Below are 12492 nucleotides of genomic sequence, written 5' to 3'. Positions count from 1 at the left end.
GGCCGGGCGGGGCGGGGCCGGGCGGGGCGGGGCGGGGCCGGCCGGGCCGGGCCGGGTTAGGTGGTGAGCCAGGTGGTGAGCCAGGTGGTGGCGGAATCGCGGATCGGGGTGGGGACGTCGTGGCCGCCGGGAAACTCCTCGTAGGTCACGTCGTAGCCGAGGTCGTGCAGGCGGGGGACGAGGCGGCGGCTGCACATGTCGATGGGCAACACCCGGTCGTCGACGCCGTGCGAGATGAAGATCCGGGGCCGGCCGTGGGTGACCGGTGGCGCGGCGAAACCGGGGGAGAAGGCCAGCACCGCGTCGATCAGATCCCCGTTCGCCAGGCCCAGCGACAGCGCGTACGAGGCGCCGTCGGAGAAGCCGCCGACCGTCACGTCGGACACCGGGTAGGTGTCGAAGACGGTCGCCAACAGCCCGTCGATGCGTCCCACGTCCGCCCCGAAGCCGCCGGCGATCAGGTCCCAACTGGCCGCCGACGAGTCCGGGGCGACAAGCAGCAGGTGCTGCGCGTCCGCGACCGGCAACAGCAGGTCCAGGCCCTGCCGCGCCGAGCCGCCCGCACCGTGCAGGAGCAGCACCAACCGGTACGCCGAGCCGTCGGCCGCCGGCTCCGGGGCGTACCCCAGGGCCAGCCGGTCACCGTCGGGGCCGGCCATCGGCACGAGCCCGGTGCGGCCCGGCGCCACCGGCGGGTGGCGGCGGGCGGTCAACCGGCCGTCCCGAGGGTTCGGCGGCGAGTCCCAGTGCGACGGCGCGGAGTCGGACACGGGTCGGCGCTCCTCGCGGTGGACGAAAGGTCCGACCCGGTTACCCGGCCCGTGCGGGGTTAACCGTCAGCGTGCTCAGCCAAGCGTCGACTCAGGCGCTGGCCCGCGCCACCAGGGCGGACGGGAAGAGGGTCACCGGAGCCGCCGGGCGTCCGTCCAGCAGAGCGGTGGCCGCGGCGCCGGCGATCCGCCCCACCGGATGACTCGCCGTGGTCAGCGCCGGGGCCGTCATCCCGGCCAGCGGAATGTCGTCGAAGCCGGCCACCGCGACGTCGCCGGGCACCCGCGCACCGGCGTCCCGCAGCCCCGCGATCACCCCGAGAGCGGTGTCGTCGCTGATCGCGTAGATCGCGTCGATGTCCGGCCAGCGGCCCAGCGCCTCGCCGGCCGCCGTCCGGCCGCGCGCCGCCCTGAAGTCCCCGGGCAGTATCCGCTCCGGTAGGCCGGCCTCGGCCATGAGCCGGCGGTACGTCTGCACCGGGCGTTGCGCGCAGGGCAGCCACCGGGGGCCGGTCACCATGGCGATCCGGCGGCGACCCGAGGCGTACAGGTGGCGCAGCACCGCTTCGGAGCCGGCGGCGTTGTCGACGTCGAACGACGGCACGGTAGGCGAGCCGACGCCGATCGAGACCACCCGACCGCGGAGCGACCGGGGCACCGCCGCCAGCAGCTCCTCGGTGGTGTTGACCAGGATCACCCCGCACACGCTGCGGTCCCCGTCGAGTTGGTCGAGGCTGCGGGGGTCGCCGAACGGCAGCCAGTACAGCGCCACCCCGACACCGGCGGGCGTGCACACCCGGGCTGCCGCGCCGACCACCTGGTGCACGTACGGGTCGTCCAGCACCGCGGCGCTGGTGCCCAGAACGGCCACGACCAGGCGTACGCCGCCGCCGCCGCGGACCAGCGCCCGGGCGGCCGGATTGGGCACGTAGCCGAGTTGGTCGACGGCTGCCGTGACCTGTTTCCGGGCGGCCGGCGAGGCGAACCCGGTGCCGGCGATCACCCGCGACGCCGTGGACCGGGACACCCCGGCGACCCGGGCCACGTCCTCGAGGGTGGCCGCTCGGTGTGCCGCTGTCGTCATCGTCGCCTCCTGCGGCGGCCCGTCGGGTCGGACCAACGCCTGCTCACATCATGCCCCGGCCGGGCCGGCAGCGGTAAGGGGCGGTTCCCGGTTGTGGTGGTAGCGCTCTCAGGTGTGCGATCGTGCCAGGAGATCACCCCGAGAAAGAGGACCTACCCTCGTGAGCGCCCCCACCAGTCGACCCGTAGCCCCGGATCTCGCACCGCCGACCCTGCGGAGTGTGCGGCTCGCCCGCAACGGCGTCGCTGTCACCTTCACCCTCAACGGGCTGGCCGTCGGCAGTTGGTTCTCCCGCGTCCCGGCGGTCCGTGAGGCGTTGGACCTCTCCGCCGGCCGACTCGGGTTGCTGCTGCTGGCGATGAGCGTCGGCGCGCTGCTCGCCATGCCCACCTCCGGCCTGCTCGCCCAGCGGTTCGGCGCGGCCCGCACCGTCACCATGGCCACCGTGCTGGTCGCGGTCGGCCTGACCGTCGCGGGAGTGGGCGCCACGATGACCGGGTCGTTCGCCGTCGTCGCCCTGGGACTGGTCGCCCTCGGCTACGGCTCCGGCGCCTGCGACGTGGCGATGAACGTCGAGGGCGCGGCGGTGGAACGGCGGCTGGGTCGTACGATCATGCCTCGTTTCCACGCCGGGTGGAGCCTCGGTTCGGTGGCCGGAGCGGCGCTCGGCGCCGGGGCGGCCCGGTTCGACGTGTCGGTCGGCGCGCATCTCGTCGCGGTGGCGGTGGTCGTGTTGACCGGCACCGCACTCGCCGCCCGCACGTTCCTGCCCGTGGGCAGCGATCACACCGGCGACCCGGCGGATGCCACCCCGGCCGCCCGTCGCCGGGCGCAACTCGCCGCCTGGCGGGAGCCGCGCACCCTGCTGGTCGGGCTGTTCGTGCTGGTGGCGGCGTTCACCGAGGGTGCCGCCAACGACTGGCTGGCCGTTGCGTTCATCGACGGACGGGACCTGAGCGAGGCCGCCGGGGCGGCGGTCTTCGCGGTCTTCGTGGTGGGCATGACCGTCGGCCGCACCGCCGGCACCATCGCGCTGGACCGGTGGGGTCGGGTGCCGGTGCTCAGCGGCACCATCGGGCTCGCCGTGGTCGGCGCCGGCCTGGCCGTGCTGGCGGGCTCCGGGCCGGTGGCCATCATCGGTGTCGCGCTGTGGGGCCTCGGTGCGTCGCTGGGCTTCCCGGTCGGGATGAGCGCGGCGGCCGACGACGAGGCGCACGCGGCGGTGCGGGTGAGCGTGGTCGCGGTGATCGGCTACACCGCGTTCCTCGGCGGCCCGCCGTTGCTGGGGCTGATCGGCGACGAGGTCGGCACCCTACGCGCGCTGCTGGCGGTGCCGCTGCTGCTGTTGCCGACCCTGCTGCTGGTGCCGGTGCTGCGCCCGCCACACCCCGCGGGAACGGCTTCGTCGGTAGCTAAAAACTAACCCACTTCGCCGCCGGGCGGTATCGGGTGCGTGGCCGACTGCGCCGCGCACCCGTGCTGGTTACGGTCGCCCGATGCCAACCGACGAGATCACCGCCGCCGCGGCGGGCACCTGGACCCTGGGCGACCGCACCGTGCACCGGATGGGCTTCGGCTCCATGCGGATCACCGCGAACCCCGACCCCGACCAGGCCGTCGCCCTGCTGCGCCGCGCCGTGGAGCTGGGCGTCAACCACATCGACACGGCCGCGTTCTACGTCTCGCCCGGCGGCACCCTGCGCGTCGGCACCGGCCCGGCCCGCTACGCCACCGAGCTGATCCGCGCGGCGCTCACCCCGTACCCGGAGGACCTGGTGATCGCCACCAAGGTCGGTTTCGGGTACGACCCGGAGAAGGGCTTCACCGAGGCGTACACCCCCGGGCAGTTGCGGGCCCAGGTGGAGGAGAACCTCCGCCGGCTCGGCCGCGACCAGCTCGACGTGGTGAACCTGCGCCTCGGCCGGGGGCCGGGCCCGGTGCCGCTGGCCGATCGGTTCGGCGCGCTCGCCGAGTTGCGGGCCGCCGGGCTGATCCGGCACCTCGGGCTCTCCAACGTCCGGCCGGAGCAACTGGACGAGGTGGCGGGCATCGCGCCGGTGGTCTGTGTGCAGAACAACTACGGGGTGGACGCCTACCGGGAGCAGGACGCGTTCGTGCGGCTCTGCGGTGAGCGGGGCATCGCCTACGTGCCGTTCTTCGCGCTGGCCGGCACCGGGCGGGAGGCGGGCGCGAGCGCCGCGCAGGGCGAGGCCGTGGAGGCGGTCGCCCGCGCGCACGGCGTCACCCCGCAGCAGGTACGCCTCGCCTGGACCCTGCACCAGGGCCCCCACGTGCTGGCCATCCCCGGCACCGCAGACCCTACCCACCTGGAGCAGAACATCGCCGCCGCAGCCCTGACCCTGACCCCGGAAGACCTGATCCACCTCTCCCGCCCCGCCTAGCCCGCGTTGATCATGAAGTTAGCGGCATCGATATCGGCGTGTCGCGCCGCCAACTTCATGATCAACAGTGGGGAGGGGTGTGCAGCCTCGGCGGCGGGGCTCTGGCTCACGGGGCGTAGACGAGGTCCATCGTGTCGGTGTGCCCGGACCAGCGCAGGTCGAGGCGCCAGCAACCGGCCTCGGGCAGGTCGATGATCGACGGGCCAGGGCCGCCGGCGACCTCCCGGATCACCCGGGTGTCGGTGCCGTCCAGCCTCGCGGTGATCACCAGGGTTGCCGGTGCGGTCGGGTCGGGTGAGGTCGTGGCGGCGCGGGCCACCCAGAGGATCTTGTTGTTCGACCCGTCCGTCCGGACCTGCCGCAACGGGTGGGCGAACAGCACCGCCACGATGTCACCCTTGGCACCGAAGACGTGCGGGACTCGCGCGTCCCCGCTGAATCCGGCGTCCGCCCAGTCGGGCAGCGACCCCGTCTCGACGCGCGCCGCGCAGGCGGTCGGCGTGCTGGCCGTGGTGGCCGCACCCGCCGTCGGCGCCGCGCCGCTGGTCGTGGTCGTACAGCCCGCCAGCAAGATCACCGAGGATGCCAACACCAACCTGCCCCAGGAAACCATCTCGCCCCTTCCGCTACGCGGCGACGACCCGTCGCACCTTTCCGACACCGCCCCGGCCCGCGAGGTTCCTAGCGCACTGAACGCGCGATCTCGATCGCCTCGGCCTTGGTGAGGGTGCCCTCAAGCCGGTAGCTCACGTCGTCGTCCTGCCAGATCAGGGTCGAGCCGGCCAACCGGGCGGTTTCCCTGCGGATCTCGCCCGCCCGGTCCACGTAGGACACCGCGTGTGGGCCGTCGACCCAGACGGCGAAGTCGCCGTTGACCTGGACCCAGTTCGCGCCTGGTGGGGTGACCTCCTTGTGGAAGGCCAGGTCGAGGTGACCGTCGAACGCGTCGACGCGCAGCGCGCCCCCGTCGTAGAGCAGCGTCGCCACCCGGTACCGGCCGGTGGCGTCCGGGTCGGCGACCAGCACCTGCTCGGGCGGGCCCAGCTTCGCCGGCAGGCGGATCGGAAACCGCACCGCCCGTTGCGCCTCGTCCAGGGCGACGGCCCGCTGCCCGGGCAACGGCGACGCGGCGCCGCCGGGCGGCGTCGGGGCGGGCGAGGTGGCGATGCTGACCCCGGCGAAGCGCAGCAGCCCCGTGACGGCGTCGGCGATGGCGGCCCGCGTCGGCGGCAACAGCGCCACCAGCAGGGTGACGACCGCCACCGCGGCGAGCGACCGCCACCGGCGCCGCCGGGGCGCGGGCGTGTCGAGTCGTACGCGGACCCGGGCGGTCACGTCGGGCGGATCGGGGGTGTCCAGCCAGGCGGACAGGTCACGCAGCTCCCGTTCGAGGTCACCCATGCCGGACCTCCTCACGGTCGAGCAGGCTGCGAAGTTTCGCCAACGCCCTGGACGTGCGCGACTTCACCGTGCCCCGGGGCCAGCCCAGAGCCGACACCGTCTCCTCCTCGGTGAGATCGAGGAAGTACCGGCAGACGATCACCTCGCGGTCCCGTACCGGCAGTTGCCGCAGGGCCTGCACCAGCGATGCCCGGCGCTCCCCGGCGAGGACCGCGCCGACCGCGTCGTCCTCGGCGATTTCGGACGCCGGGTCCGTTGCCGCCGCCCGCAGGACGAGCCCGTCGCGCCGGCCCCGGGAGCGGTGCAGGTTGCGGGTCTCGTTGGCGACGATCGCGAGCAGCCACGACCGGAAGGACGCGTCACCGCGAAAACGGGACAGCTTCCGGTACGCCTTCACGAACGCCTCCTGGATGACGTCCTCGGAGTCCGAGCCGGCGCCGAGCAGCACCGCCGTCCGGTACGCGGACGCGGTGTGCCGGGCGACCAGGAGGTTGTACGCCTCCAGGTCACCTGCCCGAGCGCGGGTGACGAGCGCCTCGTCGTCCAGGGGAGCCTCCGTTCGGATCACACCCATGACACCGCCCACCCGCCGCGGGTTCCACCCGGCTCTTCCGGCGCAGGTCAGCTCTCTCCCATCCGGCGTGCAGCGTATTGCCAGGAATCGGTGCTGCACTGGAGGGGCGTCGAGGAGAGGGGCGGGGGCATGAGCTGGTTCAATCGTCGTTCGCGGGGTGCCGGGGCGACCCCGACGAAGCTGGATCGGGAGGCGACCCGCGACGACCTCGCGGCGTTGGAGGCGTTCGTGGCCACCCGGCGGGGGGTGGAGTTCTACCTGGAGCCGGAGACGACCGCGACGGACACCACCGTGGTGGCGATCGCCCACGACGGCGAGTGGATCCGTCGCCGTACCGGGACACCCCGCGCGGCCGGGACCATCGCCCGCAAGCACGCGGTGCCGCTCTACGAGGCGGCACGCACCGGCTACCCGGAGCGGATGCGGACCTGGAGCCGGGCCCACCCGGAGCGCCACGCCCGCTGAAATGGTCCCAGTGGTGGTGGGTGTAGACGAGTCAGCGCGGCTGCGGTAGCTCCGCTGCGGCGAGTGCGGCCTGGATCTCGCGGGCGTGCGCGGGGCTCTGCCCGGCGTCGATCGTCACACTGTGCTCGTCGGCCACGACGGCGACGCCGGCCTGGACCGCGCGCGCGTCAGGATCACCCGGATAAAGCCCGACACGACCGGCCAGGTGGTGGAAATGCGGGGCGACCATGGTGACCGAACTCCAAGATTGATCACGGACACTGGCGTGACGCCCGCCGATCCGAGGTGGGAGGGCCGCCCAGCACCGTCCCGCCGAACGATCGGCGCAGGCCAAAGCAGGTGCGGACGTCCTTTGCTCTGCTGACCTATATGCACCGGGCACGGAGCGTCAGTGGCGCGTATAGGTCAGCAGAGCAAAGGACGTCGGGCATTGATCTGGGGCATTGCGCGTGCCGACCCGCAGTCGTGGCAATCGCTGAATCTCGATGAATCACGCCCGTCTCGCGGGGCTGGACCGGCGTTGACCCGCGGCGGAAGGGTGTGGCAGCATTCGCGGCCTGACGGCAGTGAAGGAAGTCGGTGCGATTCCGACGCGGTCCCGCCACTGTCACCGGGGAGCGATCCCCCCTCGTGAGTCACGGCCGTGTGTCTGCGGTTGGAAGGCCGGGGGAGAGCGTCGATCCGGAAGCCAGGATACTTCGGCCGTCGGGACGTACCCCAGGGCGTGGACACCCGAGGAGGACCCGATGACGCACGGCGTCTCATTCATCGACGATCATCGTCATAACCTGCGCACCGGGCGCCGCGCCGCGCCCGGAACCGGCCGCGCCCGCACGCCTCGGGCCGGCCGCTGCGGCGTGCGCCAGGTCGCTGGCTTCCGGTAACCGCTGAGCCGAGCGCCCGCCGCTGACCGGCCCCGACGTCCGCGTCGGTGCGTCGTTCACCCGGGCCGTCGTACCGGCTGACGCCGTACCCACCCGCATCGTCCCGGTCGCCCCGTTGGGGGCCAGGGCGTCACTTTCCGGAGCCAACCGTGCGCATCCTGCTGCTGTCCACCGCCGACACCGACCTGCTGGCCGCCCGCGCCAGCGGCGCCGACTACCGGTTGGCCAACCCCGCCAGGGTCGCCGTCGAGGAGGTGCCCGCCCTGCTCGACGGGGTCGCCCTCGTCGTCGTACGCCTCCTCGGCGGTCGGCAGGCGTGGCCGGACGGCCTCGCCGCGGTGCTCGCCACCGGCGTGCCGACGGTCGTCCTCGGCGGCGAGGCGCTCCCTGACGCGGAGCTGATGGCCATCTCCACCGTGCCGTCCGGGGTCGTCACCCAGGCGCTGGCGTACCTGGTCGAGGGCGGGCCGGACAACCTCGGGCAGTTGGCCCGGTTCCTCTCCGACACGGTGCTGCTTACCGGCGAGGGGTTCGCCCCGCCCGCGCCCACCCCGGCGTACGGCGTGCACGGGGAGTACCCCGCCGACCCGGACCGGCCCACCGTGGGAATCGTCTTCTACCGGGCGCACGCCCTCGCCGGCAACACCGGCTTCGTCGACGTGCTCGCGGACGCGGTCCACAAAGCCGGCGGCAACCCGCTGCCGATCTTCTGCGGCTCGCTGCGCGGGTTGACCGCGGGCGCCGGCCCGCTCGGGCTCTTCGCCCGCTGTGACGCGCTGCTGGTCACGGTGCTCGCGGCCGGCGGCGCGGTCGCCGCGGACGCCTCCGGTGGCGGCGACGAGGACGCCTGGGACGTCGGGGCCCTGGCCGCCCTGGACGTGCCGGTCATCCAGGCGCTCTGCCTCACCAGCACCCGCGGGCAGTGGGCCGGCAGCGACGCCGGGCTGTCCCCGTTGGACGCCGCCATGCAGGTGGCCATCCCCGAGTTCGACGGCCGGATCGTCACCGTGCCGTTCTCGTTCAAGCAGATCGACGCCGACGGGCTCTCGATCTACGCCGCCGACGCCGAGCGGGCCGCCCGGGTCGCCGGGATCGCCGTGCGTCACGCCCGGCTGCGGTACGTGCCGCACGCCGACAAACGGGTCGCCGTGGTGCTCAGCTCGTACCCCACCAAGCACTCCCGGGTCGGCAACGCCGTCGGGTTGGACACCCCGGCCTCGGCGGTCCGGCTGTTCGCCGCGCTGGCCGAGGCCGGCTACGACCTGGGTGACGCGCCACCGCCCGACGACGGCAACGCGCTGATCCACGCGCTGATCGCCGCCGGTGGCCACGACGTGGAGTGGCTCACCCCGGAGCAGTTGGCCGCCGCCGAGGCCCGGATACCGGGGCAGACGTACCGGCGCTGGTTCGACCAGGTCCCGGCCGAGCTGCGCGAGCGGATGCGGGAGCACTGGGGTGAGCCGCCGGGCGAGCTGTACACCGAGGGCGGCGACATCGTGCTCGCCGGGCTGCGCTTCGGCAACGTGGTGCTGCTGATCCAGCCGCCCCGCGGCTTCGGGGAGAACCCGATCGCCATCTACCACGACCCGGACCTGCCGCCCAGCCACCACTACCTGGCCGCGTACCGCTGGTTGACCGCGCCCGTCGCGGACGGCGGCTTCGGCGCGGACGCCGTGGTGCACCTGGGCAAGCACGGCACCCTGGAGTGGCTGCCCGGCAAGGGTCTCGGCCTGGCCGCCGACTGCGCGCCCGACGCCGTCCTCGGCGACCTGCCGCTGGTCTACCCGTTCATCGTCAACGACCCGGGCGAGGGCACCCAGGCCAAGCGGCGGGCGCACGCCGTGGTCGTCGACCACCTGGTCCCGCCGATGGCCCGTGCCGAGACCTACGGCGACCTGGCCAAACTGGAGCAACTGCTCGACGAGTACGCGACCGTGCAGGCCCTCGACCCGGCCAAGGTGCCCACCGTGCGGGCCCAGATCTGGGATCTGGTGCGCGCCGCCGAGCTGCACCACGACCTGCACGCCGAGGCGATGCCCGACGCGGACGACTTCGACGACTTCGTGTTGCACCTCGACGGGTACCTGTGCGAGGTCAAGGACGTGCAGATCCGCGACGGGCTGCACATCCTCGCCGACGCGCCCACCGGCGAGCCACGGGTCAACCTCGTCCTCGCGGTGCTGCGCGCCCCGCAGATCTGGGGCGGCGCCCGGGCCCTGCCCGGCCTGCGGCAGGCCCTCGCCGTCGCGTACTCCCTCGACGAGCAGGAGCTTCTCGCGGCGCCGGGACAACGACTGGCGCTGCCTGCGGCGCTGACCGAGGTGGTGGACGGGCCGGCCGGCACCGCCGCCGACGCGATCGACCTCATCGAGGCCCTCGCGCGGCGGTTGGTCGTCGGCATGGAGACCCTGGACTGGGCCGTGGACGCGGTCGACGCCGTGGTGACCGAGGTGACCGGTCAGTCGATCCCGGACGTCGCCGCGGTGCTGCACTTCGCCGCCACCGAGCTGGTGCCCCGACTGGACCGGACCACCGACGAGCTGACCCACACCCTCGGGGCGCTGGACGGGAGGTTCGTGCCGCCGGGCCCGTCCGGCTCACCCACCCGGGGTCTGGTCAACGTGCTGCCCACCGGCCGCAACTTCTACTCCGTCGACCCGAAGGCCATCCCCAGCCGCAACGCCTGGGACGTCGGGGTGGCCCTCGCCGACTCGCTGCTGGCCCGGCACCTCGCCGACACCGGCGCGTACCCCCGCTCGGTGGGCTTGACCGTCTGGGGCACCAGCGCCATGCGGACCCAGGGCGACGACATCGCCGAGGTGCTCGCGCTGCTGGGCTGCCGGCCGGTCTGGGACGACCGGTCCCGGCGGGTCACCGGCGTCGAGGTGGTGCCGACCGCCGAGTTGGGCCGGCCCCGCGTCGACGTCACCGTGCGCATCTCCGGCTTCTTCCGCGACGCGTTCCCGCACGTGGTGGCGCTGCTCGACGACGCCGTCCGGCGGGTCGCCGCGCTGGACGAGCCGGACGAGGAGAACTACCTGCGGGCGCACGTCGCCGCCGACCTCGCCGAGCACGGCGACGAGCGGCGGGCCACCGCCCGGATCTTCGGCTCCAAGCCCGGCGCGTACGGCGCGGGGCTGCTGCCCCTGATCGACGCCCGGACCTGGCGCAGCGACGCCGACCTGGCCGAGGTGTACGCGGTGTGGGGCGGCTACGCGTACGGCCGGGGCCTGGACGGGCGGGAGGCGCGCGCCGACATGGAGCGCTCGTTCGCCCGGATCGCGGTGGCGGTGAAGAACCAGGACACCCGCGAGCACGACATCGTCGACTCCGACGACTACTTCCAGTACCACGGCGGGATGGTGGCGATGGTCCGCCACCTCACCGGCACGTCACCGCAGGCGTACGTGGGTGACTCGGCGATGCCACACGACGTGCGCACCCGCACCCTGGGTGAGGAGACCCGGCGGGTGTTCCGCGCCCGGGTGGTCAACCCGAAGTGGATCGCCGCGATGCGCCGGCACGGCTACAAGGGCGCGTTCGAGCTGGCGGCCACCGTGGACTACCTGTTCGGCTACGACGCCACCGCCGGCGTGGTGGACGACTGGATGTACGAGCACCTGGCCGCCGCGTACCTCTTCGACGAGACCACCCGGGAGTTCCTGGAGCAGTCCAACCCGTGGGCGCTGCGCGGCATCACCGAGCGGCTGTTGGAGGCCGCCGACCGGGGGCTGTGGGCCAAGCCGGAGCCGGCCACCCTCGACCGGCTGCGCGACACGTACCTGGCCAGCGAGGGCGACCTGGAGGACCGGGCATGACCGCGACCACGACTTACCCGTTCAGTGCGGTGCTCGGCATGGCCGACATGCGACTGGCGTTGCTGCTCAACGCGGTTTCCCCGGCGATCGGTGGGGTGCTGGTCCGGGGCGAGAAGGGCACCGCCAAGTCCACCGCCGTACGGGCGCTCGCCGCGCTGCTGCCCCCGGTGCGCCGGGTGGCCGGTTGCCGGTTCGCCTGCGACCCGGCCGAACCGGACCCGGCCTGCCCGGACGGCCCGCACCCGGCCGACGCCGCCGCCGAGACCCGTCCGGCCCGTCTCGTCGAGCTGCCGGTCGGCGCCGCCGAGGACCGGGTGGTCGGCGCGCTGGACCTGGAGAAGGCGATCGGCGAGGGGGTTCGCGCCTTCGAGCCGGGTCTGCTCGCCGCCGCGCACCGGGGTGTGCTTTACGTCGACGAGGTCAACCTGCTGCACGACCACCTCGTCGACCTGCTGCTCGACGCGGCGGCGATGGGCCGCAGCCACGTCGAGCGGGAGGGCGTCTCGGTCAGCCACGCGGCCCGGTTCCTGCTGGTCGGCACGATGAACCCGGAGGAGGGGGAGCTGCGCCCGCAGTTGCTCGACCGGTTCGGGCTCACTGTGGAGGTGGGCGCCAGCCGGGATCCGGAGATCCGGGTCGAGGTGGTCCGCCGCCGGCTGGCCGCCGACGCGGACCCGGTGGGCTTCGCCGCCCGCTGGGCCGACGCCGACGCGGAGATCGCCGGCCAGGTGGCCGCCGCCCGCCGCCGACTTCCCGGGGTACGACTGCCGGACGCCGCGTTGCGGCAGATCGCCGAGGTGTGCGCCGCGTTCGACGTGGACGGGATGCGGGCCGACATCGTCACCGCCCGTACCGCCCTCGCCCACGCCGCCTGGCGCGGCCGGGACCGGGTCACCATCGACGACGTCCGGGTGGCCGCCCGGCTGGCCCTGCCGCACCGCCGCCGCCGCGATCCGTTCGACACCCCGGGGCTGGACGAGAAGCGCCTCGACGAGGCGTTGCAACGCGCCCAGGACGCCCACCCCGACGATCCGGACGACGCCGGCCCGGACGACCATGGCCCGGACGGCGGCGGCCCGCAGGGCGGTGGCCCG

At 73.9% G+C, this 12492-nt stretch carries 11 protein-coding genes and 1 riboswitch; of the genes, 5 read left to right on the top strand and 6 right to left on the bottom strand.

Going from position 1 to position 12492, the window contains the following annotated elements:
* Nucleotides 1-56 precede the first annotated feature (56 nt).
* Entirely contained in the window at nt 57-770 is a 714-nt protein-coding gene (locus tag PSH25_RS23350) for an alpha/beta hydrolase (protein WP_238661107.1), read from the bottom strand.
* A gap of 91 nt (nt 771-861) precedes the next feature.
* Nucleotides 862-1854, bottom strand: a complete 993-nt coding sequence (locus PSH25_RS23345) for a LacI family DNA-binding transcriptional regulator (protein ID WP_238661106.1) — start codon at nt 1852-1854, stop codon at nt 862-864.
* 160 nt (nt 1855-2014) lie between these two features.
* Between PSH25_RS23345 and PSH25_RS23340 the strand changes: the two genes are divergently transcribed.
* Both PSH25_RS23340 and PSH25_RS23335 read left to right on the top strand, forming a co-directional pair.
* Nucleotides 2015-3277 carry an MFS transporter gene (locus tag PSH25_RS23340; RefSeq protein WP_238661105.1) on the top strand — a complete coding sequence of 421 codons (1263 nt, stop codon included), beginning with the start codon at nt 2015-2017 and terminating at the stop codon, nt 3275-3277.
* A gap of 73 nt (nt 3278-3350) precedes the next feature.
* A complete protein-coding gene (locus PSH25_RS23335) occupies nt 3351-4256 on the top strand; it encodes an aldo/keto reductase (RefSeq protein WP_238661104.1) in 906 nt (301 codons plus the stop codon).
* A gap of 106 nt (nt 4257-4362) precedes the next feature.
* Here the strand turns inward: PSH25_RS23335 and PSH25_RS23330 are convergent, their stop codons facing one another.
* The 3 genes from PSH25_RS23330 to PSH25_RS23320 all read right to left on the bottom strand — a co-directional run bounded on the left by PSH25_RS23330 (nt 4363) and on the right by PSH25_RS23320 (nt 6231).
* Nucleotides 4363-4833: a hypothetical protein gene (locus PSH25_RS23330; RefSeq protein ID WP_238661103.1), complete on the bottom strand. Its 471-nt coding sequence runs from the start codon at nt 4831-4833 to the stop codon at nt 4363-4365.
* A gap of 104 nt (nt 4834-4937) precedes the next feature.
* A complete protein-coding gene (locus tag PSH25_RS23325) occupies nt 4938-5657 on the bottom strand; it encodes a DUF4367 domain-containing protein (protein WP_238661102.1) in 720 nt (239 codons plus the stop codon).
* On the bottom strand, nt 5650-6231 hold the full coding sequence (locus PSH25_RS23320) for an RNA polymerase sigma factor (protein ID WP_238661101.1): 582 nt from the start codon (nt 6229-6231) through the stop codon (nt 5650-5652). The genes PSH25_RS23325 and PSH25_RS23320 overlap by 8 nt, the downstream gene beginning before the upstream one ends.
* A gap of 129 nt (nt 6232-6360) precedes the next feature.
* Here PSH25_RS23320 and PSH25_RS23315 point away from each other — a divergent pair, with 129 nt between their 5' ends.
* On the top strand, nt 6361-6696 hold the full coding sequence (locus tag PSH25_RS23315; protein ID WP_238661100.1) for a hypothetical protein: 336 nt from the start codon (nt 6361-6363) through the stop codon (nt 6694-6696).
* 31 nt (nt 6697-6727) lie between these two features.
* Here PSH25_RS23315 and PSH25_RS23310 read toward each other — a convergent pair whose 3' ends face one another.
* Nucleotides 6728-6925 (bottom strand): hypothetical protein, encoded by a 198-nt coding sequence (locus tag PSH25_RS23310; RefSeq protein WP_238661099.1) that lies wholly within the window; start codon nt 6923-6925, stop codon nt 6728-6730.
* A gap of 315 nt (nt 6926-7240) precedes the next feature.
* A riboswitch (cobalamin riboswitch) is annotated at nt 7241-7417 on the top strand.
* Between the two features lie 312 nt (nt 7418-7729).
* On the opposite strand from PSH25_RS23310, the gene cobN reads away from it, so the two are divergent.
* A complete protein-coding gene (gene cobN, locus PSH25_RS23305) occupies nt 7730-11398 on the top strand; it encodes a cobaltochelatase subunit CobN (RefSeq protein WP_238661098.1) in 3669 nt (1222 codons plus the stop codon).
* Nucleotides 11395-12492, top strand: a 1098-nt coding sequence (locus PSH25_RS23300) for a magnesium chelatase ATPase subunit I (protein WP_308193721.1), incomplete at its 3' end; no start/stop codon positions are given. The genes cobN and PSH25_RS23300, both read left to right, overlap by 4 nt.

The organism is Micromonospora foliorum (assembly GCF_022229015.1).
GTDB lineage: Bacteria > Actinomycetota > Actinomycetes > Mycobacteriales > Micromonosporaceae > Micromonospora > Micromonospora foliorum.
Note: the sequence above shows the minus strand (reverse complement) of the source record. Positions and strands in the feature narration are given on the sequence as shown.